The following is a 26,963-nucleotide window of genomic DNA, read 5'->3' as shown; positions in this document are numbered from 1 at the left end:
AGTGCATAATAAAAATATGTGCCTATTTGGTGCATTTTTCATGTAAAAAAACACCATAAGTGAGCAAGACGGTTTGAATCATCGGTAATACAGCGGTCAAATTAAATGAGATAGCTAAGATATTAAGGAGTAAGCAAAAAAAACGCCAAATTTACCAAGTAATAAAAACTATTTAATTATTAGGCCAAAAAGTGTATATCAGAGCTAATCAAATAATTTAATAGTGGTTACCACTCAATCAACATTAAAATAAATAACTCGTTATAATCCAGCCCAAAATCTGATAGACATTATCTTCCGATGCTGACCCAATCATCTTTCTGGCGTAGTCTTTACCGCTTAATTCATATTTATGCCGGTATTTTTATTGCACCATTTATCTTGTTCGCAGCAATCACTGGTTTACTCTATGCAATTACACCACAATTTGAACAAGCCATTTATAAAGATGTTCTATATGTTGAGCCACTGAATCAAACACCACATAAGCTGAGCCAGCAAATTGAAGCCGCAAAGCAAGTAATGCCTAAGTCTGCACAAGTAATTGAAGTTAGACCAGCTCCAAGCTCTAATCAAACAACTCGTGTAATATTTTCAGACCCTATCCACGATTTTACAAGTGAAGCCGTTTTTATTGATCCTTTTACACTTAAAGCTCAAGGCCATCTAGCGGTTTATGGTACGAGTGGAGTGCTACCGTTTCGAACTACCCTTGATCAACTGCATAGTAATTTATTGCTAGGAAAATGGGGCCGCTTTTATAGTGAACTGGCGGCAAGCTGGTTAGCCATTTTGACTTTAACTGGACTGTATAATTGGTTGAAACGGCGTCAAAATCTTAAAATCAGGCAAACAAAAAAAAATAGATTATTAAGATGGCATAGCACGTTGGGTTTAACTTTATTTCCTCTCTTATTAATAATCGCCGTTACAGGTCTTACATGGTCTGAATGGGCTGGAGATAATATTCGAGTTGCTCGTCAGTGGCTCAACTGGCAAACCCCAACTTTAGCAACTTCCCTTCAAACAGATAATTTACCTACAGTAATGCACCATCAACATCATGAGATGCCTCATAGTGAAAATCTTAATTTAAATATTGTCTCTACTGAGTACGATACTGCTCTTTCAATCGCCAGAGCACATGGTATTGATGCAGCACAGATACAAATCAAACCACCGACCAGTGGAAATCAAGCTTGGACTGTAGCCGAAATTCAGCGTAAATGGCCAACTCAAGCAGACAGTATCGCCATTGATATGGAACAACACAAAGTCATCGATCAACTTGCGTTTAAAGACTACTCGTTAGTGGCAAAACTCACTCGTTGGGGAGTTGATGCGCATATTGGGGTTTTATTTGGCTGGATAAATCAATTGGTACTGGCACTTTATGCCTTTCTACTGTGTATTATGATTATTTATGCATATAGGGCTGCGTTTAAAAACTCGAATTTAAAACTCATGACAACTCACTTCATTGGTCAAAGTCTATTAATTTGGAACCGCGCAACTGGCTCACAAAAAACATGGTTAATATTGGGGGGACTCGTGTTAGGTCTCAGCTTACCTGTTTTTGGTTTTAGTATTTTATTTACGCTGTTTATCTTTGCTATGCGTAAATATATTTCGTCTAAATCGTAAATAAAATTTCAATAAACACTAATTATTTTTCTTATTACAATATCTAAGCATCAACCATAAAAAAAGCGGTACTTGATTATGTCTATTCATCAAGTACCGCTAAATTTAAAGCAATATTACACTGGATTCATTCGCTCAAGTTCACGAATTAAACCAGAATGGTCAAGTTCACCGTCTCCAGCAGCAAGCATATTTTCAAATAACTGACTCACTTGTTGGGCAACAGGTAAATTTAACTCTAAGGATTTAGCATAGCTAACGGCTGTATGAATGTCTTTATGCTGGTTTCGAGCTGTACCTCCTGGTTTAAAATTTCGACTTAGCATACGCTCGCCATGTTGCTGTAAAATTGGAGAATCTGCAAAACCGCCTGTGAGCGCTTGTTTGAGCTTAATAGGATCAGCTCCAGCTTTACTGGCCAGTAATAAGCCCTCGCTTACAGTTGCAATGGTAGTTGCTACAATCATTTGATTCACAAGTTTTGCGAGCATTCCGCAGCCAACCCCACCCACTAAAATTGGTCGGCCCATTGCACTTAAAATAGTTTCAGCTTGTGAAAATGTTTTAGCTTCACTACCTACCATAATAGCAAGACTTGCATTTTGGGCACCTTTTTCGCCTCCAGAGACTGGAGCATCTAAATATTTAAATCCTCTTTCTCTGCATTTTTCACTTTGTGCTTTTGCAACATCAACGGGTATTGAACTCATGACAATGACCGTACTTTCAGGTTTTAGCTGTGAAGTCGCGCCGTGTTCTTTAAACAGGATTTCATCACAGATTTTTCCATCGCTAAGCATACAGATTAGAAACTCTACATCTTTCCCGACTTGTTCAAGGTCAGAGCAAACTTGGGCACCAGCTTCTTTTAAACTATCTGCTTTAGATAAAGTTCTATTCCAAACCTTAATGTGATGGCCTGCTTTGAGTAAATGCATAGCCATCGGCAGCCCCATAATGCCTGTCCCCACAAATCCGATGGTCGCCATTATTTCATCTCCGTAGCAGTTCGAACTTTAAGTTGCTGTTGTTCTACTTTTAAACTATTCGATTTTAACTTTGCTAATAACAACAAGCCCAAACCACCCATTGCTACAAAGCCAGCAATCGCAAGGAATGCCACTGTATAGGTGCCTGTGGTGGTATATAAATATCCGGTTAAATATGGACCAGTAAAACCACTTAAATTACCCACCGAGTTAATTAATCCAATTCCAGCTGCGGCACCAACACCTGTTAGAGTTTGCCCAGGAATGGTCCAGAAAATGTTAATTGCGCTAAATACACCAATCGCAAGAAGAATAAAGCCGACAATAATTGCCCACGGTTGATTCACAATAAGAGCAATCGCAATAGCTAACGCCGCCATAAGTGCAGCACAAGCACCGTGTTTATAACGCTCTTGTTTACGGTCAGAACGGCGGCTCCATAGCACCATTCCAACAGCTGCAAATGCATATGGAATTGCGGTAAGTAAACCATTTTGAATAAGGCTAATCTGCATACCAAATGTGTTACGGAATGACTCTAAAACACTTGGTAAGAAGAAGAACATTGCATTTGAACCGGAAGTAATTCCAAAATAAACAACCGCCATAATCCAAACCAAAGGATTTTTAAATACTTGTTTAATGAGTTCACCTTTAGTTAAAGCAGCATCGGCAGATTGCTTTTTTTCTCTTTCTTCACGCTCTAATGTGGTCATTAACCATTGACGTTGCTCAACTGTTAACCACTCTGCTTCTTTTGGGTTATTAGTTAAATATTTAAGGCAAATTAGTCCTAAAATAATGGATGGGATCCCTTCCAGCACATACATCAAACGCCAGCCTTCATAGCCAATGGTATTGCCCCATTGCATGAGCCCGACTGAAATTGGTGCTCCAATAATTTGAGCAATTGGCAATCCAAGATAAAACGTGGCAAAAACACGGGCACGATATTTTGCAGGAAACCATAAGGTTAAATAAAAGATCACACCGGGAAAGAAACCTGCTTCAGCAATACCCAGTAAAAACCGTAAAACAATAAACTGCGTACCGCTATGAATAAAACCCATGAGTGCGGCAATGATTCCCCAAGTAATCATGATTCGCGCAATCCAGATTCGCGCTCCAAACCGATGAAGCAAGATATTACTTGGAACTTCTGCAATAAAATAACCTAGAAAAAATACACCTGCACCTAAACCAAAAATGGTTTGAGTAATTCCAAGTGCATCATTCATATGTAACGCAGCAAAACCAATATTGGTTCTGTCTAGGAATGCCATAATGAATAGAATAATGAGAAACGGGATAATTCGGTTCGAAATACGTTTAATTGTCTGCTCTTCGAGAGCAGTTACATTCTTGATATCTTCCATAATAAATCTCACATCAACTGGCGATCACTGCCATTAATTTTGGGTATCTTCTATATGTGCCTGAATCACGCTTTCAAAATTTTCGTCTGCTTGGAAACCTAAAGATTCGGCATATTCAGCTTTCACCTGAACAGGCCAACTTTGAACAATACGTTGAATGGTTTTATCTTCTTGCCATTGCACCAAATCAGTTGCTTGTTTGCCTGCAACTTTTTCAAGAGCCTCAAGCATTTCGTTAACGGTGACTGTTAATCCCGGTAGAGGAATAATTCGGTTATCTTGAAGTACATCTGAAGAAATTGACGCAGCTTTAATCATTGATTCAACACAACGTCGTGGTGAAGTAACAAAAACAGGTGTATCTGACTGGACTGGGCAAACAGCTGTTTCACCTTTTAACGGTTCGCGGATGATTGAACTAAAAAATGTTGATGCAGCTTTATTAGGTTTACCTGGACGAACCACAATAGTCGGTAATCTTAAAATACGGCCATCAATAAAGCCTTTTCTTGAGTAATCTGAGACCAGCAATTCTCCTACTGCTTTTTGCATGCCGTAAGAAGACTTTGGTGTAACCACTGTCTCATCTGTCACAACTTCTGGTAATTGGCCACCAAATACAGCACAGCCGCTAGCAAAAATAACTCGAGGCGTGGTTTGTTTCTTTCTTAATTCTTCTAATAAATTTAAGAGTCCATACAAATTAACATCCATACCTAAATCAAAATCGGCCTCTGCTGCTGAGCTCACCACAGCAGCCAAATGCCAAACGACATCAATATTTTCTGTAATATGAGCAACTGTAGTTTTATCGGTAATATCACCGACAATCACTTCAACTCTTGGATCTTGCGGTAAATCATCGCCAGCAAATGCATCAAACAGAATAATTTTATCGATGGGTTCAGGTTTATTGTCATCTAAAGTCAAACTGCCAGATTTTAAGATCTCTTTAGCAATTTGTTTTCCAATAAAACCTGTTCCACCAGTGATTAGCACATTCATACAGAGGTCCTTTCCTAGTTTTTATTCACTTAAAAACTTTTGTAATTGTCGTGAATTAAACGATAAGGACTCCTTTCAATAATTTCCAATGAATAATTTCTAAATATTGATAACTTTTTAATATCAGTTTTATATTTATAAACTTACTAAACAAAGTAGGTTTTTCTTTTAATTTTAAAGCCTCAAATCTCATCATGGTTTGAGGCTCGGCCGTTTATTTACGTTTCGCATTTTTAAGCAAGATATTAATAAATGCCGATGCAATATCAGAAACTGGTTCATTTTTACGCGTCAAAATACCATAATCCTGTGCATCTAAAATTAGATCTGTTTCTAAAATCTGTAATTGCCCTTCTTTTACCTGATCAATCACCATCGCTTCGGGCAACATCCCCACCATAGGTGCCCCTTTTAATATCTGTAAGAAGGTCTGCATCGACATGGTATTGACTGTATTTAAGGGAATTTTGACTTTTGCTCGGGCAAATGCGCCTTCCATACGTTGTCGAATTGGCGTGCCTTTAGGATAGAGTACCCATGGCCAATTTAATAATTCTTCTAATGTACAAAACTTTTTCTTGGCACATGGATGAGCATTATTAACAACAATACAAAACGGCTCCGGGCCTAAAGGTTGGAAATCAAAAAACTGGCTTTGCGTCACATCTGTAAAACGACCAATAGCTAAATCTAAAGTATGCTCACTTAGCATTTCCATTAAATGGTCACTGGTTTGCTCAACAACATCAATAGAAAGTAACGGCCATTGTTTTTTAATCTCAATAATTGAATTTGGTATCACCACCGCGGTTGCTGCAAAAATACCACCTACTTTTAAAAATCCGTGACCGCCTAACCGTAAAATTTCAATATCTTCGACAAAATGCTTTGCATCATTTAACACACGCTGCGCATATCGAATTACATGTTCGCCCAACGCCGTGACTGGCATATTTCGAGGCAGACGTTCAAAAACAGGAAAGCCCAATAAACCTTCTATTTCCTTTAGCATTTTACTCACCGCGGGCTGACTTAGGTTCATCTGCTCGGCGGCCAAATGCATGTTATTGGTTCTAGCCAAAGTTTCTAATAGCACTAAATGTTTAAATTTCAACCAATTATTTAAGCTTGTATAAGTCAAATCCGCCATTTTCAAAAATCCCTTTCGATAACTTTTCGTTATTAATAATTAAATTATTACGATTGGTGTTTATTAAATAAGAAACATATCATGATTTCAAATAAAAGAAGGATGCTTTGAATGAACTTTACGTTAAATTCCCAGAACTCATTACCAGACGACGCTACCCAAGGATGTTTAATTGGTCGCGCGTGGATTCCAAATCAAATTTCCGGCCCATCTCCGATTCTTTTAAAAGGTGATCAGGTTTTTGATATTTCTGAAAAGTTCCACACTATTTCCCAGCTACTTGAGAGTTCAGATCCTTTAAAAGCTTTAGCTGAAATTGAAGGAAAATTAGTTGGCTCAATTGATGAGTTGTTTGCCAATACTGTCGCCGAGCCAGATACAAACAAGGCATATTTTTTAGCCCCTATTGACCTGCAAGTGATTAAAGCAGCTGGTGTCACCTTTGCAGCAAGCATGTTAGAGCGTGTGATTGAAGAACAAGCGGGCGGCGATGCACAAAAAGCTCAATCAATCCGTGAAGTTGTACAAGGCGTAATTGGCGATAATTTAAAAACAATTGAACCCGGCTCTGAAAAAGCGCTACAACTTAAAGAATATTTAATTGAACAAAAAATGTGGTCTCAATATCTTGAGGTGGGTATTGGTACCGACGCTGAAATTTTTACCAAAGCACCTGTTTTAGCAGCTGTGGGAACAGGCCAAAATATTGGTATTCACCCAAAGTCTGAGTGGAATAATCCAGAACCAGAAGTCGTTTTGGTTGCAAATAGCCTCGGTAAAATTTTAGGTGCGACTTTAGGTAACGATGTGAATTTACGAGACTTTGAAGGTCGAAGCGCCCTACTGTTGAGTAAAGCCAAAGATAACAACGCATCTTGTGCAATCGGTCCGTTTATTCGTCTTTTTGACTCTACCTTTAGTTTAAATGATATCCGCGCTTGTGATGTTGAACTGCAAATTCAGGGTACAGATAACTTTGTGCTCAATGGCATTAGTTCTATGTCTCAAATTAGTCGTGATCCCGAAGATTTAATTCAACAAACCCTCAATGAAAACCACCAATATCCAGACGGTTTTGTTTTGTTTTTAGGTACTTTATTTGCCCCCACCCAAGACCGTGAGCAAGCTGGGGCTGGCTTTACCCATAAAGTTGGAGATGTGGTCCGTATTCATTCACCTAAACTCGGCACATTATACAACACGGTCATGACCAGTGACAAAGCAACACCGTGGAATTTTGGAATAAATGCTTTGATGCGTAATTTAAAGCAACGTGAATTACTATAGTTTTCACGTATTATCGATCGTTTGAATTGCAAAATTCATCTCGTGAATAAACTAAATTTCAAAAAGTATGAGTGAAAGGATCAAAAAATGAATGATCAAAATAAACGGATTTTTTTACGTAGCCAAGAATGGTTTGATGATCCTGAACATGCCGATATGACAGCACTTTATGTTGAGCGTTACATGAATTATGGGTTGACCCGCACCGAACTACAGTCGGGTCGTCCAATTATTGGTATCGCACAAACGGGGAGTGATTTAACCCCATGTAACCGTCACCACAAAGAGCTTGCCGAACGGGTTAAAGCAGGTATTCGAGATGCGGGTGGTATTCCCATGGAATTCCCTGTCCACCCGATTGCAGAACAAACCCGTCGTCCAACTGCTGCACTTGACCGCAACTTAGCCTATTTAGGTTTAGTCGAAATCTTACATGGTTACCCACTTGATGGCGTGGTGCTAACCACAGGTTGTGACAAAACTACTCCTGCCTGTTTAATGGCAGCCGCAACAACAGATTTACCAGCCATTGTTTTATCTGGCGGGCCAATGCTAGATGGTCACTTTAAGGGTGAATTAATTGGCTCAGGCACGGTGCTTTGGCATGCAAGAAATTTACTTGCCACGGGTGAAATTGACTATGAAGGGTTCATGGAAATGACCACTTCAGCATCGCCTTCGGTCGGACATTGCAACACCATGGGCACAGCACTTTCCATGAATGCTTTGGCAGAAGCTTTAGGTATGTCTTTACCGACATGTGCAAGTATTCCGGCGCCGTATCGTGAACGTGGGCAAATGGCCTATATGACCGGTAAAAGAATATGTGAAATGGTTTTAGAAGATTTACGTCCATCTAAAATCATGAACAAACAATCATTTGAAAATGCCATAGCAGTAGCTTCAGCATTAGGCGCGTCGAGTAACTGCCCTCCTCATTTAATTGCAATTGCTCGTCATATGGGGATTGAGCTGAGTTTAGAAGACTGGCAACGCGTTGGAGAAAATATTCCGCTCATTGTGAACTGCATGCCTGCGGGTAAATATTTGGGTGAAGGTTTTCACCTTGCTGGCGGTGTTCCTGCTGTTTTACATGAATTACAAAAAGCGGGCGTTTTACATGAAAACTGTGCATCAGTCAGCGGCAAAACGATGGGAGAAATTGCTAAAAATGCAAAAACTTCAAATGCAGATGTCATTTTTCCATATGAGCAACCATTAAAACATGGTGCAGGTTTTATTGTGTTGAGTGGCAATTTCTTTGACAGTGCAATTATGAAAATGTCTGTTGTTGGTGAGGCATTTAAGAAAACATATTTATCTGACCCAAATAGTGAAAATAGCTTTGAAGCACGTGCAATCGTTTTTGAAGGACCCGAAGACTACCACGCACGAATTAATGATCCAGCCTTAGACATTGATGAGCATTGTATTTTGGTCATTCGAGGCGCTGGAACAGTTGGCTATCCGGGTAGTGCGGAAGTTGTAAATATGGCCCCACCCGCAGAATTAATTAAAAAAGGAATTGACTCTCTGCCTTGCCTAGGCGACGGCCGTCAAAGTGGAACATCTGCTAGCCCTTCTATCCTAAATATGTCACCTGAAGCTGCGGTAGGGGGCGGCATTGCTTTATTAAAAACCAATGATCGTTTGCGCATCGATCTAAATAAACGCTCCGTAAATGTCCTCATTTCAGACGAAGAGTTAGAAAAACGCCGTCAGGAATGGAAACCCACTGTCTCTACATCTCAAACGCCTTGGCAAGAAATGTATCGCAACATGGTAGGTCAATTATCTACTGGCGGTTGTTTAGAGCCTGCAACGTTATATATGCGTGTGATCAATCAAAATAACCTGCCACGGCATTCTCATTAATTTCAGGATTCTATTATGACCATTATCGGACACAACTTTATTGACGGTTCACGTAGTGCACAAAGTTCCACTTTACTAAAAAGTGTGAATGCAACAACTGGCGAAGCTTTGCCTTATGAGTTTCACCATGCAACCGAACAAGAAGTCAATCAGGCCTGTGAAGCGGCCAGTCAAGCGTTTAAGACTTATCGCCATACTTCACCTGAACAGCGTGCTACTTTTTTAGAAAATATTGCCGATGAACTTGATGCCTTGGGTACAGATTTTCTTGAGATTGTCTCACAAGAAACCGCTTTGCCGCTGGCACGTTTGCAAGGTGAACGTGGCCGTACCAGTGGACAAATGCGTTTATTTGCCAAAGTGCTGCGCCGTGGCGACTTTTTAGGTGCTCGTATTGATACCGCTTTACCCGAGCGTCAGCCTTTACCGCGCCCAGACTTGCGCCAGATTAAAATCGGTGTAGGCCCTGTGGCAGTCTTTGGGGCAAGTAATTTCCCCTTAGCATTCTCAACTGCGGGTGGTGACACTGCTTCGGCACTGGCAGCAGGTTGCTCTGTAGTGGTGAAAGCCCATAGTGGACATATGGCCACAGCAGACTTTGTAGCTCAGGCTATTGAGCGTGCCGTAGAAAAATCAAATATGCCAAAAGGCGTATTTAACATGATCTATGGTAATGGCGTGGGTGAGCCACTAGTGAAACATCCTTTAATACAGGCTGTAGGTTTTACAGGTTCACTTCGTGGTGGTCGTGCTTTATGTGACATGGCCGCAGCCCGTCCACAACCGATTCCCGTATTTGCTGAAATGAGCAGTATTAACCCGATGCTGATGTTGCCAGAAGCCTTAAAAAACCGTGGTGAAAAGATTGCACAGGATTTGGCAGATTCAGTGGTTTTAGGCTGTGGTCAGTTTTGTACCAATCCGGGTTTAGTCTTGGGAATTAAATCAGCCGAGTTTACTCAGCTCATTAGCAATCTAACCGAAATTATGGGTGGCAAACCTGCACAAACTATGCTGAATGCCGGAACCTTAAAAAGCTATACCGCTGGTCTTGAGCACTTAACCCAGCATCAAGGCATTGAACATTTGGCAGGTCAAACCCAGCAAGGCAATCAAGCACAACCTCAACTTTTTAAAGCGGATGTTGAACTCTTATTAGCAGGCGACCAACTTTTACAAGAAGAAATCTTTGGGCCAACCACAGTCATCATTGAAGTTGAAGATAAAGCCCAACTCATTCAGGCCTTACAAAGCATGAATGGTCAGCTGACCGCGACTTTAATTGCCGATGAGGCAGACTTAATCGAGTTTGCAGATGTGGTTCCTGTGCTAGAGGAAAAAGCTGGACGATTACTTATAAATGGTTATCCAACGGGTGTTGAAGTTTGTGATGCCATGGTGCATGGCGGACCATATCCAGCGACTTCAGATGCAAGAGGAACTTCTGTTGGAACCTTGGCAATTGACCGTTACTTACGCCCTGTGTGTTACCAAAACTATCCGCAAAGCTTATTGCCAGAAGCTTTAAAAGATAGCAACCCATTACAGATTTTAAGACTTGTGAATGGTGAGATGACCAGAGAAGCGATCTAATCAATTAAAAAAAGAGCCCCCTAGTGGGTCTCTTTTTTAATTTCTACATCCAGAGCTTATAGATAGAATAGAATCCCCTAAATCAACTTGGTTTGTAATTGATATTTTTTAAAAATAAATCAACTGCATATTCAACCCAAGTACTAATTTCATTCTCTGATATTAAATAATCAGGATGTGTCAGACATTTTAGATGAGCATCACTTCTTAATAACGATAAAAATATATTCGCTGCAATTTCCGAAGAAGAAGTTAATTCAATTTCGCCCTGTTTAACGGATTTTTCTAGATATCCTGCAATGATATTTGCTAGACGCTGTGGACCCAATTCAAAGAATTTTTCAGATAACTCTGGGAATCTTACCGCTTCTGCAATACAGACCCTAAAAAAAGCCAAACCTGAATGCGATAATATAAAACACAGATAGGTCTTCCCGATTTCAGTTAGTGCTGAGCGTAAATTGTCGGCTTTTGTTTCAACTAAAATAATTTGTTTTTGCATGTTGGTACATTGACGTTCAATCACCGCTGCAAACATCGCTTCTTTATTTTTATAGCACCCATACATCGTTGCTTTTGAAACACCCGCTTCCTTTTGAATCATGTCTGTCGTTGTTCCACTAAAACCGTGAATCAAAAAAAACTTGGTTGCCGCATCCAGAATTTTTTGATCTTTTTCATGAGCTTTAGTTGAAACTGACATATTGACCTTATAAAAATTTTAGCGATTTCATTCTAAGTGTAACTCATCGAAAAGTTCAAAATCGAGAATTGACGGAAATTTAATTAAAGAGTAGAGTACCGATCGGTACAGTACAGTAAATATCTACTCCGTGCAATGAATTGATGTTTAAGATTTAAGGTAAAAAATGAATACAAAGCCACTCATCGGTTTAGCAGGTGCAATATTTGCTGCAATGACTGTTGAATTTAATAACCGAATCACCAGCATTACCTTAGTCGACATTCGTGGCGCGATGGGAATTAGTGTTGACTCTGGCTATTGGGTCAACAGTATTTACGCAAGTGCCATGATTATTGGCATGATCCTGTCTACGAGTTGGGCAGTCATTTTTTCTATGCGCAGAGTTCTGCTTTTTGCTATAGGACTTTGCCTTTTTTCTAGCGTTTTAATTCCTTTTAGTCCAAATATCGAAATCTTTTATTTATTGCGTGGCTTACAAGGGCTCGCCAATGGTTTAACTATTCCTTTGCTCATGGCCTGTGCGCTTAGATTTTTAGGACCTGACATTCGGCTATGGGGTCTCGCCTGCTATGCATTAACTGCGACGTTCTTTCCCAACTTAAGTGCTGCACTCTCTGCGTTTTATTTAGATGTAATTGGCTGGAAAATGATATTTTTCCAAACCATTCCTTTTTGTGCGCTAAGCGCTGCACTGGTTTATTTTGGTATTCCTCAAGATCCATTGAATTATTCAAGAATAAAAACTTACGATTGGATGGGTGCCATTTTAGCGATTATTAGCTTAGCGAGCCTGAGCACCATGTTGTTGCATGGCAATCATTTAGATTGGTTCCATTCTCAATTAATTTGTGTATTGGCCTTAATCAGTGCGATTACTTTACCTTGGTTTTTCATACATGAATGGCGTTATCCGTCACCATTAATTAAACCGCAAATGCTCGAAATCCGAAATTTTGCTTATGCTGTTTTCGCACTCTTTTGCTTTGTCATTATTGGTATGTCTACCAGTACATTACCACTCAATTACTTAAGTGCTGTACATGGCTATAAACCCACTCAGACCATGTGGATTGGCTTACAAATTGCGGCATTGCAATTTATCTATATTCCTATTGTTGTTAAGCTTCTAAATCAAGCTTGGGTGGATAGCCGATACGTACACGGGTTTGGTTTACTTCTGGTCATTGCGGGTTGCCTAGGTGCAAGTCAACTTGATACCACATGGAATCAAGACCAATTTTATTTTTGGCATGCAATCTCATGTCTGGGACAAACCTGTGTCGTGCTCTCGCTCTTAATGATGGGTACAAACAGTGTTCACCCAACCATGGCAATTTATGCATCCCCTATGATTAATACCCCGCGTGCTATTAGCGGTGTACTGGGTGTGTGTATTTTGGACTGGGTCAATCGAGTTCGCGGTGAATACCATTCAACACGACTGATTGAAAATACTGCTCAACATGTTTTCCAAAATATTCAAGGCCCTGTTATTAACCCACTTACTCCACCTGTGCTCACCGCAAATGGTGCAGATCGTGTTTCAGGTGGTTTATCTGCCCTAAATTCTGCGATTCAAGCGCAACAATCAGTTTTAGTTATTAGCGATCAATATCTCATCTTAGCTGGCCTTACCGCTATTTTGTTCATCGTGATGTTGATTTTGCCAGTTCGAACTTATCCGCCACGTATTGCTCTCATTAAGTTAATGAATAGTCATAACTCAGGAAAATCTTTATGAGTACTCTCGAAGCCCAAGACACCACCCATACCGAACCACCCAAGTTAACCAAGGTGCAATTTCTCAAAAAGCATTGGGTTATGGCTATTGCGTTTATTATTGTCTTAGCATCTATTTTATGGGTTTTAAAACTTATATTTTTACCCTCTTCGGTTGTTGAAACAGACGATGCACGTGTAGATGTAGAGTACTCAACCATTGCCCCTAAAGTGTCGGGCAATATTGAGAAAATTTACATTAAAGATCACCAGACCGTAAAAAAAGGCCAACTTTTAGCACGGATTGATGCACGTGATTATCAAGCTGCTTTGGCTGAGGCTGAATCTAATTATGCAAAAGCGCAAGCTGACCTGAGTGAAGCAATGCTCGCAGTGGATAGACAACCCACTGTTATTCGAGAAACTGAAGCACAGCTGAGAAAAGTAGAAGCTGGAATTAAACTCACAAAAGATAATACGGCGCGTTATGAGCAACTACAGGCACTTGGAGCGGAATCTCGATTAATTACACAGCAATCTAAGACTACTTTGACTGAACAATATGCTGACTTAGACAGCAGTAAAGAAAAAGTGATTGATGCACAGTATCAGCTCAACCAATACAAGATTCAGGTACAAGCCAAACAAGCAGCCCTTAAACAAGCCCAAGCGGCGCTTGATAAAGCAAAACTGAATTTGAGCTATACAGAGGTTCGTGCACCTATTGACGGAATGATTGGTCAAAAGTCAGCTAATGTAGGTAACTTTGTGAGTGCTGGTAATCCACTCATGGTGGTTGTTCCTTTAGATCAGGTTTATGTTGAAGCCAACTTCCGTGAAATTGAATTAAAGAAGATCAAGATCGGACAACCAGTTAATGTCTATGTAGATGCTTATAACGTTGAATTAAAAGGTGTGGTAGACAGCTTTTCTCCTTCTACTGGCGCATTTTTTTCTCCGATCTCGGCGACTAACGCGACTGGTAACTTTACCAAGATTGTTCAGCGCCTTCCTTTACGAATTAAGCTTATTGAAAATCAAAAAGACGTTAAATTATTACGCCCAGGTTTATCGGTTTTAGTCTCTATTGATACGATTAAATAGTTCGTCTAAATCTTGGAATATGAGAGAAAAAAGAGACCTTTTATGGTCTCTTTTTTAATTAATCCAGATTCATGGCAACCGCTCTGGTTGCTTTACGCTTTCGCGTGACGAACAACCCACAAACAACCACAAGCGAAGTTACACCTAAAGATAAAGTCGTTTCATAACTATATGCTGGCGAGAAGAACATATAAGCCAACACACTTAAAATAATAATAATCACAAACCAAGTCAGCCATGGGAATAACCACATTTTAAATGGTATTTCCGCTCCAGCTGCCTCGAGCTTATGTCTTAAACGTAGTTGTGAGAATGCAATAACTAAGTACACCAGTAAAGCAATTGACCCTGTGCTTGAAAGCAATAAGCCAAATACTTTTCCGGGGAATACATAGTTAATGACACAACACACTAAACCAATGAAAGTTGAAGAAAACACTGCAATTGCAGGTACACCTGCATAATTGATTTTAGTTACTGCTTGAGGCGCCTCACTACGAGTGCCCAAACGAAATAGCATACGAGAGGACGTATAAATCGCAGCATTCATACAACTCGCAACGGCGATAAATACGACCGTATCAATGATGAGTTTAGTGCCCGGTACGTTTAAGCTCATTAAAACGTATTGGAATGTCCCGTACTTTTGTAAGTCCGGTGAACGCCAATCGACAAGTGAAACAGCAATAAACATTGAGACCACAAAGAAAAGAATAATACGATACAACACCAAATTGGTGGCACGTCTGATTTTCTGTTTAGGGTTTGATGATTCCGCTGCTGCAATTGAGACAATTTCTACACCAAAGAATGAAAATGCCGTAATTAAAATGGCAGATAAAATGCCTCCCATACCGTGCGGCATAAAACCGGCGTTATTGTATAAATTGGCAACGCCGCTAACATTTTTAGCTAAAGGCCAAATACCTGAAATTGCCAAAATACCAATAATAATGAAACCGATAATGGCCACCACTTTGACCAAAGAAAACCAGAACTCAAACTCACCAAAACTTTTGGTACTAAAAAAGTTAGCCAAGCTTAAGAACACAATAAAACAGAACGCATAGATAGAAACAGAAACGTTCGGAAACCATGAATGTAAAATTTCAGCACCTGCAATGGCTTCAACTGGAATCGCAAGCACCCAAAACCACCAATATAACCAACCAATGGTAAAGCCTGCCCAAGGGCCAATCGCTTTACGGGCATATGTAGAAAATGAACCAGTGTCTGGTTCTAAAACGGCCATCTCACCCAACATTCGCATGACCAGAAATACCATAATGCTGGTAATCAGGTATGCAAGAATCACCGCTGGGCCAGCCTTAGCAATTGCAGAAGATGAACCGACAAATAAACCTGCACCAATAACACCGCCAATACTAATCATTGTGATATGGCGATTTGAAAGTCCTTCGCCTAATTTTTTTGTTGTATCATTATTCATATTTCAATCCTTAAAAATATATCTATAAAAACAATCTATTACATGTTTAAAATCCTACGGTAATGAAAAAGGGAAAACCTGATGTTTTCCCCTTGTTGCAATAATTAATTTAAAGTTGGCATTGAAAATTGTTTTGCTTCACGGACCTGAGCAGACGGCCAACGTTGCGTAATGGTTTTACGGCGTGTGTAGAAACGGACACCATCTGGACCATAAGCATGTAAATCACCGAATAATGAACGCTTCCAACCACCAAAGCTATGGTAAGCAACAGGTACCGGTAAAGGCACATTAATACCAACCATACCAACTTGAATATGACTGCTAAAATAGCGTGCTGCTTCCCCATCACGGGTATAGATACAAGTACCATTGCCATATTCATGGTCATTAATCAGTTGCATCGCTTCTTGCATGGTATTCACACGCATAACTTGCAACACAGGACCAAAAATCTCTTGCTGATAACTGGTCATATTTGGTGTGACTTGGTCAATTAAAGTGGGCCCCACAAAGAAACCTTTTTCGTAGCCTGCCGGTTTTGCATCACGACCATCTACCACAATTTTTGCGCCTTGCTGTTCTGCACTTTGAATATAGGCTTGTACCTTGTCTTTATGTGCTTGAGTAATCAATGGGCCAAAATCATTGCTTGCATCTGCATAGTTGCCGAACTTCAATTTTTTCATTTCTTGAGTCAGCTTATCAATCACGACATCGGCAACTTCATCACCAATGGCAACTGCTACTGACAATGCCATACAACGTTCACCAGAAGAACCAAAAGCTGCGCCTAGCAATGAAGTTACCACGTTATCAATATCGGCATCCGGCATAATAATCGCATGATTTTTTGCACCGCCTAATGCTTGGCAACGTTTGCCCGTAGATGTTGCAGTACGGTAAATATATTCAGCAATTGGTGTTGAACCCACAAAGCTAACCGCCTGAATACGAGGATGATGCAATAAGGCATCTACCGCTTCTTTATCACCATTCACCACGTTAAACACGCCGTCAGGTAAACCCGCCTGCTTTAATAATTCTGCAAGGTATAAAACCACAGAAGGTGCTTTTTCAGAAGGTTTTAAAATAAAGCAGTTACCGCAAACCAGTGCCATTGGGAACATCCATAAAGCTACCATGGCTGGGAAGTTAAACGGTGTAATGCCAGCCACAACACCTAACGGTTGGAACTCGCTCCATGAGTCGATATCTGGACCGACATTTTTTGAATATTCCCCTTTTAAAAGCTCTGGTGCACCGCAAGCATATTCAACGTTTTCAATACCACGTTGTAATTCGCCTTGAGCATCATGAGAAATTTTACCGTGCTCTTGTCCAATCAAAGCACAAATCTTTTCAGCATTTTGTTCTAATAGTTGTTTGAACTTAAACATGACACGCGCACGTTTAATGACTGGTGTATCGCGCCATGCAGGAAATGCTTGCTCGGCTACCTGAACTGCCTCATTTACGGTTTGAGCATCTGCAATTTCGACTTCTTTACTAATTTCACCCGTCGCAGGATTGTAAACTGGCTGTTTTCTTGCCGTTTTAGATACAATTCTTCCTTGAATGAAATGCCCTAGCACTTTTTTGGCTTGTTCACTATGCGTACTATTTTCAGTCGAAACTTCTTCATAGCTAAAATCTTCTAGGCCATTTGTCATTGTTGTTACTCCTTACTACAATTAGTTTTCAGATCAAACTGTATTTTTCATTTAGTTTTTAAAGAACATCTATAACGCTACCAATGCTCTTAAAATGTCTATAAGCCTTAATTCAATTGATAAAGTGCATCGCCCACGGCATTCATTAAGCGGTCAATATCAGCCTCAGTGCTGTTAAACATTGGACCGAACTGAAGCGTGTCGCCTCCAAAGCGAACATAGAACCCTTCTTTCCAAAGTTTCATACCAAGCTCGAAGCCTCGGATGGTGGCGTCGCCATCACGTGGTGCTAACTGCAAAGCACCAATTAAGCCACAGTTACGAATATCTAAAATATGCGGTGAGCCTTTTAAGCCATGCAGCATTTTTTCAAAAGTTGGTGCTAACGCCGCAGATTGAGCTAACAGGTTTTTCTTTTCTAAAACCTCAAGCGCAGCTAAAGCAGCCGCACAAGCAACCGGATGTGCCGAATAGGTATAGCCGTGGGTAAATTCAATGGCATGTTCCGGCAAGTCTTGTTGCATAAAGGCAGAGTAAATTTCATGGCTTGCCACCACGCCACCTAAAGGTATGGCACCATTGGTCACCTGTTTCGCAAAGTTCAAAATATCTGGTGTTACCCCAAAATACTCTGCTCCCGTCCATGTTCCTAAACGGCCAAAACCTGTAATTACTTCATCAAAAATTAACAAGATGTCATGCTGATCACAGATCTCTCTTAAACGCTGTAAATAGCCCGTTGGCGGTACAATACAACCCGCCGAACCAGAAACAGGCTCCACAATGACGGCTGCAATATTTGAAGCATCGTGTAGCTCAATTAACTTAAGCATTTCATTGGCAAGTTCTATCCCACCTGTTTCTGCACAGCCTTTGGTAAAAGTTAAATTCGGCTGCAAGGTATGCGGTAAATGGTCTACATCCATAAGCTGACCAAACATTTTACGGTTGCCACCAATACCGCCTAAGCTTGTTCCAGCAACGTTTACACCATGATAGCCACGGGCACGACCAATCAATTTTGTTTTGCTCGGTTTACCTTTAATACGCCAATATGCACGCGCCATTTTAATAGACGTATCTGCCGACTCTGACCCCGAGTTTGTAAAGAAAACATGTTGTAATTTTTCAGGCATGTGCTGAACAATTTTATCTGCCAGCTTAAAAGAAAGCGGATGACCAAACTGAAAAGCTGGCGAGTAATCGAGCTGACCTAATTGTGCACTTACAGCTTGTTGAATTTCAGGCAAGGTATGACCAGCACCACAAGTCCATAGGCCGGAGAGTGAATCGAATATTTCACGTCCTGAATCATCAATTAAGTACGACCCTTTTGCACCCACAATCATACGCGGATCTTTAGCAAAGTTTCGATTTGCTGAGAAAGGCATCCAGTGTGCCTGATAATTTATATGCATATTATTATTGGTTTGAACCGCATCCAAGGTATGCTCAGAGTCGCTAAATTTATCCGTATCAAACATAACCATTCCTGTTTATTTTCAAATTATGGTTTGAGTGTACATAGCGTGATAAGTTTGATAAATTCAAATTATCTTGAGTTTAGATTTAAAAAAACAAAACTAAATGAAACCTAAAAAGTTGAATCAAGTCACTGATTTTGATATTAAATTACTAAAAATATTTAAAACAGTTTGTGACTGTCATAGCTTCACATCTGCCGAAAGTATTTTAGGTATTAGCCGCTCTGCAATCAGTTTGCATATGAGTGATTTAGAAAATCGTTTGGGCATTCGACTATGCCAACGTGGTCGCGCAGGTTTTGCCCTGACCGACGAAGGACGGGAAATTTTAGAATATATAGAAGTGCTTACGGCAGCGATTGAAGACTTCCGCTCTAAAGTTAACCAAATGCATAACCGCCTTAAGGGTGAGTTTAATATCGGGATTATTAACAATCTTGTGACGATGCCTAGAGGCTATATCACCAATACGTTGACACAACTTGCAGAGGAACATGCTGAGGTTATTATTAATATTAGTATGAGTACTTTGTCAGATATTGAATGCCGTGTGCTCGATAACCGTTTACATGCAGGTGTTATTCCACTTGTTACGCCTTTGTCTGGTCTAGACTATTTCGATTTATATAGCGAAAGTTCATTTTTGTACTGCGGCAAAAATCATCCCTTGTTTAGCCAGTGCAGCAATATGAATCTAGATGAGTTAAAAACATGGCAAGCGGTTCTCCCTAATTATGCCATCACACCAGAAGCGGCAAAGTTGCATCAGCTTTTAGACTGTAAAGCGACAGCAAGTGACCGTGAAGGCATCGCATTTCTGATTTTAACTGGAAAATTCTTGGGTTTTTTACCCGACCACTATGCAAAAAAATGGGTTGAAGATGGTTTTATGCAAGCTGTTTCAAAGGAGAAAATGTATTACAGCACCCCTATATGCTTAATTACTCATAAGGGTAAAAACCACAATAATATTTTAAAAACTTTTATGGAGATGCTTGAGAAGCGGATTGTTGGGGGTTAAAAATCTTTGTTTTTTAATTTATTGAGCTCAAACATTGCATTTTTATATTCAAGGTATGCTTTTTCACTGATTAGAACCACAGCATCTTTCTCTTTTCGTGTAATTTTTACGGCGTAACCTAACAGCACTCTTTCCATGACTTTTGAAAATTGTGATCTTGCATTTGCATAATTAATTTGTTCCACAATATTAGTCCTAATCAGATAAAAGAAAGCCACTTTTGATATTAAAGTGGCTGTTGTTACATTAAAAATTGTATCGACCTAATAAATTGATTCGAGATAATTTCCCTTCTAAATCTGAAAATGTTTCTCTCTTTCCATAGGTATATTCAACGCCAAGATCGACTTTCTCAACAGGCGTCCAAAATAAATTGACGCTTGCATTGATTAGCCTTTTATTTTGATCAGGGTTATTTTCTGAAAAATTTGAATCTTTATAGATAAGGCTACCAGCGGATAAAGACGAGCGTAAATTTTCATTCCATTTGCGCAGATACCCTAACTCAATAGAATCAAATTCACTTAAATACATCCGATTTTGATCAAAGTAGAACGCATCATTATCTTTTGAATAAAGCATGTAACGGTTATCGCCAGCGATGTGATAATAATTAAACACAACTAAGTCATTTTCAGAAAGCTTATACTTTGTGCCTAATCCAGCCCCCCAAGCAAGTTTAGTTTGCTCTTCATTCCTGTCAGAAACTGCTCGATTTTCATGAAGCATGCCGTGCAATTGAACCAAGAAATCTGGATTCTTAAATTCATATCGCATAGTTAATGCAGGAAAACGGCTTCCACCTTCTACATTTTTATTTTCAACATCACCACCTTCCAAAGCGACTAATAATTTTTGTTTGGCATCAACGATGTGCTGATAACGGATTTGGATATTACGCTGAGTTCCAGTACCCATTGCTCCTGTAAAATCAACCAAACTTGGAGCTGTATCACTATTCACAAAAGGTGAAGTCGTCTGACCAATTAACCAATTTTCTAGTGAAATATAAGCGTGTCTAACCCGAACCGAACCATTACCGTTATCTCCACCACTTCCCATGAAATCGGCTTCTAGCTTTCCAACCAAGTCTCCTTTCGAGGTGGGCTTAACGATATCCACCCCTACACGTGAAGTCGCGGCAGAAACATTTAATGATTTGCTTGTTGAGTTTGAATTGTCTAATGGTATTGATCCTGTCTTATTCGCAATTGAACGCGTTGAACCTTCAAAATCATATGCAGTATCAACACGTATATTTCCATAAAATTTAATTTTAGTCTGTTCAGCCGAAACAGGCTTGTCAGTGTTTGATGTTTTGTTTTGACTCAATTCAGGTGCTTTATTCAATCCGCTATTTTGATTTAAATTCTGCCTCTCCATGAGATAATCTATTTGCTGTTGTAGTTTAATTATTTTTTCATTTAGCGCTGAGTTATCTTCGCTTTCAGCTTTGGCTTGCTGCAAAGTCATACTCATTAATAATGATAAAGAAATTATCCCTTTATATTTCATGTCCTTTTCCTTTAGACGAAATCACATAGACCGAATTGAAATTTCCTATTTTTCAATCAGTAAAATAATGATTATTGAATTAACTTTAGATAGGCTAACGAAGCTCAATCATTGACTTCGCTAGTTCCCTTTGTGTTTGAATGGTTTTGAATAACCTTATTCCGGTAATTCACATCCTTTTTGTTTTAAGCTGTTAATCACCCAACTACGATCATTTTCACCTACGGCGATTTGCTCTAATTGCTTTTGTTCAGCGGTATGTTTGGCGCTTGCTTTCAGATAAACTTCTTCAACTTCTGCATAAGGCACGCTTAAAAGTCCATCTTCATCACCTAAAATCAAGTCTCCAGGTTCAACCACCATTCCATTAATCGCGATAGGAACATTAATTTCCCCAGGTCCGTCTTTATAAGGTCCTCGATGTGAAATTCCTGCCGCAAAAAGTGGAAAATCTCCCTCTCCAATGACAACCGAATCACGAATAGCGCCATTAATAACGATGCCAGCTATACCTTTCTTAATGGCATACGCAACCATCATCTCTCCAATTAATGCATTGGTTAGATCGCCACCAGCATCAACCACAATGACATCTCCTGGTTGGGCGATATCAATAGCATAGTGCAACATCAAGTTGTCACCCGGACGAGCCTTAACTGTAATGGCAGGCCCACAAAGATATCCCTTTTTATGCATTGGTCTTAATTGAGCCCCACCTGAAGTCATTCGATTCATTGAGTCACTGACATTAGCGACTGGTAGATCTCGATATTGCTCAATCCATTTTTGCTCAACTTTTCTGTCGTTTTTTAGCACTCTAAAACCAATTGCCATAACTTTTCCCTTAGATCAGTTTTCTTGTGCAAATTAATATGACAGCATTTTTTTGAAATGTCATTTCATTTTTAATTAAATTTAAACTAAAATTTACTCAATTTTTAAATTTAATTTTTGCTATTGACTATTTTTTTGAAATGACGTTTTAATAATATGGATTATTAAGGACGTATTTTGCTCGAAATACTTAAATGGAGTGTAAGTCAAAATGAAACGTAAAGTTCTTATCACGGGGCCAACATTAACTTCAGATGCGTTACTGTATGCTCAGTCCCATGATATTCAGTTGATTCCAACTGAACCCTACATGGCAAAAGATGAAATGGAAAAACTCATCCATGATGAACAACCTGATGCAATCATTGTTCGAACAGGCAAACTTTCTAGAGATATGATTTTTGCTTCTGATAATTTAAAAGTGATTGCAAAACATGGTGTTGGGTTTGACACAATCGACACTCAAGCTGCTGCTGAACGAAAAATTCCTGTCACTATTGCAGTAGGCGCGAATGCACAATCTGTTGCCGAACACGCTTTTGCACTCATGTTTAATGTTGCTCGACAAGTCACATGGTTAGACCAACGTATTCGAGAAGGTCATTGGGACAAAGCAAGTGCAAATGGTGTGGAGCTTTATGGTAAAACACTGGGCTTAATTGGTTTAGGGGCAATCGGTAGCATACTCATGAAGTTAGTGGCTCCCTTAAACATGAAAGTAAAAGTATATGATCCGTTTTTACAAAATTTGCCAGAGCTCGATTATGTAGAACAGGAACACGACTTTGAAAAACTTTTAGAAACCAGTGACATTATTAGCCTACATTGCCCACTTACAGCAGAGAATAGACACTTATTTTCACATGTCCAATTTGAAAAGATGAAACGCTCAAGCATCTTAATCAATACAGCACGTGGTGAATTAATTGATCAAGCTGCATTAGTTGATGCATTAAAAAATAATAAAATTGCTGGTGCAGGTTTAGATACCTTTTCTTCAGAACCACCAGAAAAAGATAATCCACTATGGGAATTACCTAACTTGGTTGTGACTCCCCACATAGGAGCAAACACAACAGATTCGCGTAATCGCGTCGGTCTTTTAGCACTTGAACAGATTGTGAGTATTTGGGATGGCCAATTACTAAACCCACGAGCTATCGCTAACTGGAAGTTACTCAATAGCTAATCATGGAACTCAATTGTTTCTAAGCTTTTAGATGCGAGAACAATTAAAATACTGAATATAAAAAAGGATTTTTTTATGTCTACAGAATATTCTCAAGTAAGTGCGATTGAACGCGAAACGATGCGCAAGGTGGCGTGGCGATTACTGCCTTTTTTAACACTTTGTTATGTCATCGCTATTATTGATCGTGGAAATATTGGTATGGCTTCATTACAAATGAATGAAGACCTTGGATTAACAGCTACTGCTTTTGGTTTTGCCAGTAGCTTATTTTTCTTTGCATATTTTCTATTTGAAGTGCCCAGCAACCTCGCCATGCAAAAATTTGGAGCAAAAGTATGGATTGCTCGAATTATGGTGACGTGGGGAGTGATTACAGCCGCAACAGCATTCGTTGAAAGCTCCACATCATTATATATTATGCGATTCTTACTCGGCGCTGCCGAAGCAGGCTTTTTCCCTGGTGTAATTTTATATTTAACCTATTGGTTGCCTGCAAACTATAGAGCCAGAATGGTTGCAATATTTATGGTGGCAATTCCAGGTGCAAACTTTATCGGTTCACCACTATCGGGACTTTTATTATCGCTAGATGGCTGGATGGGCATGCGTGGGTGGCATTGGCTATTTATTTTAGAAGGTATCCCAGCCATTTTATTAGGTATTGCCTGCCTATTTGCACTCACAGATCGACCAGAACAAGCAAAATGGCTCAATAGCGAACAAAAAGCTTGGTTAGTTGAAAGATTACAGTTTGAACGCCAACAAAAAACCCCAATTGGCCATATTTCACTATGGCAACTTTTAAAGAATAAATATATTTGGTCTATGATCATTATTTATTCTGGTGCTTCTGCTGCTGGAAGTACAATGAGTGTTTGGGCACCACAATTAATTAAATCATTTGGTTTGAGTAATTTAGAAATCGGTTTAGTAAATGCGATTCCTTATGGCTTAGCTTCTATTGCAATGATTTTTTGGGGTCGTAGTTCTGATCGTAAAAATGAACGCCGTTGGCATACAGCAATCACACTATTGATGATCTCATTTGGTTTATTAATTGCTTTGTTCACGTCTTCACTTATTGGCACAATCTTTTTACTCAGTATCGTATTAATTGGTGCTTATTCTATGAAAGGTCCTTTCTGGGCTTTAGCATCATCATGGATGTCACCGACTACAACGGCGGCAGGTCTAGCAGCCATTGGTGCATGTGCTAACCTGATTGGTGGCGGCATGATGGTAAATATCTATGGCGCAATTCATGATGCAACAGGAAGCCACGCTATTGCCTTACTTCCACTTGCAGCCTTAAATCTCGTGTCGGCTATCATGGTTTTCGTTATGTCTAGAAAGAAAGCTGTTTTGTTTAGCCAACCACAAAGTACTTCATAAACAACATACATAAAAAGGGGCTAACGATTTAGCCCCTTTTTTATATCTACAATATTAGAATTAATTACGAATACTCTTACCACCTAAACTTTTCGTTAAATCATCTGCAATTTTGAAGAAAAAATCCCCCACAGATTTTGCAATTTCCGCAGTAAAACGACTTGATGGTCCCGAAACGACTAATGCTCCAACTACATCATTTTGAGCGTCAAATACTGGCAATGCCATTGAAGCAGCATGTGGCTCCGTTACACCCGTTGAATAAAAAGGTTCAGTTCTTGCTAAAACTTGTTCGTGTGTTGATCGCAATGCTTGAGCGCCTGCTGCCCCATCCATTGGTCGAACTTCGCCCGGCTGAATATGAACACGCAGTCGATGGGTAGAGTTCACTCTATATTGGCAAAGACGATATGCCCCATGTTTAACGTAAAATGAAGCAGTTTCACCAGTTTCATCAACAAGTTGCTGTAAACACGGCACCACATGTCTTTCTAGATCTAAAGCATCTTGATAAATTGTATTTAAACGCATAACTTCGCTGGCAAGCGTATATCTGCCATCCGAAAGACGGTTAACAAAACCAAAATCTTCTAGCGAAACGATTAAGCGCATGATGGTTGCTTTATTTAATTCTGTTCGTTCTGCGAGTTCTGCTAGGGTTAAAGATTTATCACCTATTCTAAAAGCAGTTAACAAAGTTAAAAGGCGATCAGCCGATGCATTTCCGCTTGTTGCTGGGTGAGGTTTAATTTTAACCATGTTTTTCCTACAATAGCTTGATATCAATTTTAATGTATAGAATTAGGTTTTTAACTTTACCATATTTCTTATATTTTAATTCTATCTCTCGACAGCAACTTCTTTCATTTATCAAAGTACTTAAAATATGAAGTATAGCCTCATTATTAGTATGCTTTACGACTAACAATGAGAGCTATATTAATTTCAATTTTAAGCGTGTATTACGCTTCTATCTTTTTGGCTTTACTACTTGAATAGATAAAATATAAAGCAATCCCTAAGCAGATTAGCGCTCCTAAACGATACGGTGAAAAAGAGAGCATTTCATTACCAAACCAGCCAAAGTTATCAATCAAGATACTCATCAAAAGTTGCCCAAAAATTACCGCTACCGTAGCAACCGCAGCTCCAATTCTTTGCACAGCCAATACCATAATGACAATATAAGGCACTCCACACATAGCACCTAACAACTGCCATTTAGGAACATCCAACAAGGTTAAGGTTTGTTTTGGTTCAAAGTAAAAAATAAGGAGTGCTGTAATTAAAGCACCGACTGAGAAAGTCAAAAAAGCACTACGGAATACACCAACTTTTGTTCCAAGTTGACCATTAATTGCGGCTTGCACACTCAGTAAAGCACCACCAATGATAGCGAGAAGAATCATTAAAATTGTCATGCGGGTCTCCTATGCTTTTGCGACAAGTACAAGTGCAGCAACAATAAAGATGAGTGCCAATATTCGTTTACGGTCAACCTTTCGACGCGGAGTCCCCAACAAACCATAGTGGTCGATAATCAGACTTTTAGACACCTGACCCGCTAAAATGCCTATCATCGTCATGGCAATGCCAATAATTGGAGTGGTAATGGTCAAAATAATGACGTAAGCAGGACCCAAAACGCCACCCAGTAATTGCCAAGATGGAAGTGTAAAAAATGAAGGACTATTACGTGGACTAAAAAACAGCATGAGTAAAAAGGTAAGTGCTGCACCCACACCAAAAATACTAAAGGTGGCCCATAACTCACCTACTTCCTTTCCTAACGGTCCTAAAAGCCCTGCTTCGACCGATAGCCCCATCCCCCCTAAAATGGTTAGGAGTAGTAATAGAATTTGCATCTATATTGCCTCATCTGTATCTAGGCAACGAATACTAAGATAGCCAATTCATCAGAAAAACAGCATAATCCATGAATCACTTTTGCAGA

The 26,963-nt window shown here is 39.6% G+C and carries 23 protein-coding genes; 9 read left to right on the top strand and 14 right to left on the bottom strand.

Annotated features, from left to right (window positions below):
* The first annotated feature begins 300 nt into the window (after positions 1-300).
* A complete protein-coding gene (locus KIP84_RS08505) occupies positions 301-1,644 on the top strand; it encodes a PepSY-associated TM helix domain-containing protein (RefSeq protein WP_213689727.1) in 1,344 nt (447 codons plus the stop codon).
* Between the two features lie 116 nt (positions 1,645-1,760).
* Here the strand turns inward: KIP84_RS08505 and KIP84_RS08500 are convergent, their stop codons facing one another.
* From KIP84_RS08500 to KIP84_RS08485, 4 genes are all read right to left on the bottom strand, one after another.
* Complete coding sequence (locus tag KIP84_RS08500) at positions 1,761-2,633, bottom strand: NAD(P)-dependent oxidoreductase (RefSeq protein ID WP_213689726.1); 873 nt, start codon at positions 2,631-2,633, stop codon at positions 1,761-1,763.
* Positions 2,633-4,009, bottom strand: a complete 1,377-nt coding sequence (locus KIP84_RS08495) for an MFS transporter (protein WP_213689725.1) — start codon at positions 4,007-4,009, stop codon at positions 2,633-2,635. The genes KIP84_RS08500 and KIP84_RS08495 overlap by 1 nt, the downstream gene beginning before the upstream one ends.
* Positions 4,010-4,042: 33 nt before the next feature.
* Positions 4,043-5,014, bottom strand: a complete 972-nt coding sequence (gene denD / locus KIP84_RS08490; protein WP_213689724.1) for a D-erythronate dehydrogenase — start codon at positions 5,012-5,014, stop codon at positions 4,043-4,045.
* 214 nt (positions 5,015-5,228) lie between these two features.
* Complete coding sequence (locus tag KIP84_RS08485) at positions 5,229-6,164, bottom strand: LysR family transcriptional regulator (RefSeq protein ID WP_013197805.1); 936 nt, start codon at positions 6,162-6,164, stop codon at positions 5,229-5,231.
* Between the two features lie 111 nt (positions 6,165-6,275).
* Between KIP84_RS08485 and KIP84_RS08480 the strand changes: the two genes are divergently transcribed.
* The 3 genes from KIP84_RS08480 to KIP84_RS08470 all read left to right on the top strand — a co-directional run bounded on the left by KIP84_RS08480 (position 6,276) and on the right by KIP84_RS08470 (position 10,919).
* Positions 6,276-7,451 (top strand): fumarylacetoacetate hydrolase family protein, encoded by a 1,176-nt coding sequence (locus tag KIP84_RS08480; protein WP_213689723.1) that lies wholly within the window; start codon positions 6,276-6,278, stop codon positions 7,449-7,451.
* Between the two features lie 87 nt (positions 7,452-7,538).
* A complete protein-coding gene (locus KIP84_RS08475; RefSeq protein WP_213689722.1) occupies positions 7,539-9,326 on the top strand; it encodes an IlvD/Edd family dehydratase in 1,788 nt (595 codons plus the stop codon).
* Positions 9,327-9,341: 15 nt separating this feature from the next.
* Positions 9,342-10,919, top strand: coding sequence for an aldehyde dehydrogenase (NADP(+)) (locus KIP84_RS08470; RefSeq protein ID WP_213689721.1), 1,578 nt, complete (start codon positions 9,342-9,344; stop codon positions 10,917-10,919).
* Between the two features lie 82 nt (positions 10,920-11,001).
* Here the strand turns inward: KIP84_RS08470 and KIP84_RS08465 are convergent, their stop codons facing one another.
* On the bottom strand, positions 11,002-11,622 hold the full coding sequence (locus KIP84_RS08465) for a TetR/AcrR family transcriptional regulator (protein ID WP_213689720.1): 621 nt from the start codon (positions 11,620-11,622) through the stop codon (positions 11,002-11,004).
* 166 nt (positions 11,623-11,788) lie between these two features.
* Between KIP84_RS08465 and KIP84_RS08460 the strand changes: the two genes are divergently transcribed.
* Together KIP84_RS08460 and KIP84_RS08455 are read left to right on the top strand one after the other, a co-directional pair.
* A complete protein-coding gene (locus tag KIP84_RS08460; protein ID WP_161282191.1) occupies positions 11,789-13,366 on the top strand; it encodes an MFS transporter in 1,578 nt (525 codons plus the stop codon).
* Positions 13,363-14,448 (top strand): HlyD family secretion protein, encoded by a 1,086-nt coding sequence (locus KIP84_RS08455; RefSeq protein ID WP_213689719.1) that lies wholly within the window; start codon positions 13,363-13,365, stop codon positions 14,446-14,448. The genes KIP84_RS08460 and KIP84_RS08455 overlap by 4 nt, the downstream gene beginning before the upstream one ends.
* A 58-nt stretch (positions 14,449-14,506) precedes the next feature.
* On the opposite strand, the gene KIP84_RS08450 is transcribed toward KIP84_RS08455, so the two are convergent.
* The 3 genes from KIP84_RS08450 to KIP84_RS08440 form a co-directional block, all read right to left on the bottom strand.
* Positions 14,507-15,898 carry an amino acid permease gene (locus KIP84_RS08450; RefSeq protein ID WP_005075928.1) on the bottom strand — a complete coding sequence of 464 codons (1,392 nt, stop codon included), beginning with the start codon at positions 15,896-15,898 and terminating at the stop codon, positions 14,507-14,509.
* 104 nt (positions 15,899-16,002) lie between these two features.
* Positions 16,003-17,571, bottom strand: a complete 1,569-nt coding sequence (locus KIP84_RS08445; RefSeq protein WP_000181286.1) for a CoA-acylating methylmalonate-semialdehyde dehydrogenase — start codon at positions 17,569-17,571, stop codon at positions 16,003-16,005.
* A gap of 107 nt (positions 17,572-17,678) precedes the next feature.
* Complete coding sequence (locus KIP84_RS08440; RefSeq protein ID WP_213689718.1) at positions 17,679-19,061, bottom strand: aspartate aminotransferase family protein; 1,383 nt, start codon at positions 19,059-19,061, stop codon at positions 17,679-17,681.
* A gap of 97 nt (positions 19,062-19,158) precedes the next feature.
* Between KIP84_RS08440 and KIP84_RS08435 the strand changes: the two genes are divergently transcribed.
* Positions 19,159-20,076: a LysR family transcriptional regulator gene (locus KIP84_RS08435; RefSeq protein ID WP_133480327.1), complete on the top strand. Its 918-nt coding sequence runs from the start codon at positions 19,159-19,161 to the stop codon at positions 20,074-20,076.
* On the opposite strand, the gene KIP84_RS08430 is transcribed toward KIP84_RS08435, so the two are convergent.
* From KIP84_RS08430 to KIP84_RS08420, 3 genes are all read right to left on the bottom strand, one after another.
* Complete coding sequence (locus KIP84_RS08430; RefSeq protein WP_000435195.1) at positions 20,073-20,261, bottom strand: type II toxin-antitoxin system Phd/YefM family antitoxin; 189 nt, start codon at positions 20,259-20,261, stop codon at positions 20,073-20,075. The two genes, KIP84_RS08435 and KIP84_RS08430, sit on opposite strands and share 4 nt — an antisense overlap.
* A gap of 61 nt (positions 20,262-20,322) precedes the next feature.
* Complete coding sequence (locus tag KIP84_RS08425; protein WP_213689717.1) at positions 20,323-21,591, bottom strand: DcaP family trimeric outer membrane transporter; 1,269 nt, start codon at positions 21,589-21,591, stop codon at positions 20,323-20,325.
* A gap of 156 nt (positions 21,592-21,747) precedes the next feature.
* A complete protein-coding gene (locus KIP84_RS08420) occupies positions 21,748-22,425 on the bottom strand; it encodes an RraA family protein (protein ID WP_213689716.1) in 678 nt (225 codons plus the stop codon).
* 211 nt (positions 22,426-22,636) lie between these two features.
* On the opposite strand from KIP84_RS08420, the gene KIP84_RS08415 reads away from it, so the two are divergent.
* Both KIP84_RS08415 and KIP84_RS08410 read left to right on the top strand, forming a co-directional pair.
* A complete protein-coding gene (locus KIP84_RS08415) occupies positions 22,637-23,614 on the top strand; it encodes a hydroxyacid dehydrogenase (protein ID WP_213689715.1) in 978 nt (325 codons plus the stop codon).
* A 75-nt stretch (positions 23,615-23,689) separates the two neighbouring features.
* Positions 23,690-25,009, top strand: coding sequence for an MFS transporter (locus KIP84_RS08410; protein WP_032006243.1), 1,320 nt, complete (start codon positions 23,690-23,692; stop codon positions 25,007-25,009).
* A 60-nt stretch (positions 25,010-25,069) separates the two neighbouring features.
* Here KIP84_RS08410 and KIP84_RS08405 read toward each other — a convergent pair whose 3' ends face one another.
* From KIP84_RS08405 to KIP84_RS08395, 3 genes are all read right to left on the bottom strand, one after another.
* Complete coding sequence (locus tag KIP84_RS08405) at positions 25,070-25,768, bottom strand: helix-turn-helix domain-containing protein (protein WP_002113797.1); 699 nt, start codon at positions 25,766-25,768, stop codon at positions 25,070-25,072.
* Positions 25,769-25,971: 203 nt separating this feature from the next.
* Positions 25,972-26,430 carry a DMT family transporter gene (locus KIP84_RS08400; RefSeq protein WP_213689714.1) on the bottom strand — a complete coding sequence of 153 codons (459 nt, stop codon included), beginning with the start codon at positions 26,428-26,430 and terminating at the stop codon, positions 25,972-25,974.
* A 9-nt stretch (positions 26,431-26,439) separates the two neighbouring features.
* A complete protein-coding gene (locus tag KIP84_RS08395) occupies positions 26,440-26,874 on the bottom strand; it encodes a DMT family transporter (protein WP_017386104.1) in 435 nt (144 codons plus the stop codon).
* Positions 26,875-26,963 lie beyond the last annotated feature (89 nt).

It is taken from the genome of Acinetobacter sp. BHS4, assembly GCF_018454425.1.
In the GTDB taxonomy this organism is placed as follows: domain Bacteria; phylum Pseudomonadota; class Gammaproteobacteria; order Pseudomonadales; family Moraxellaceae; genus Acinetobacter; species Acinetobacter pittii.
Note: the sequence above shows the minus strand (reverse complement) of the source record. Positions and strands in the feature narration are given on the sequence as shown.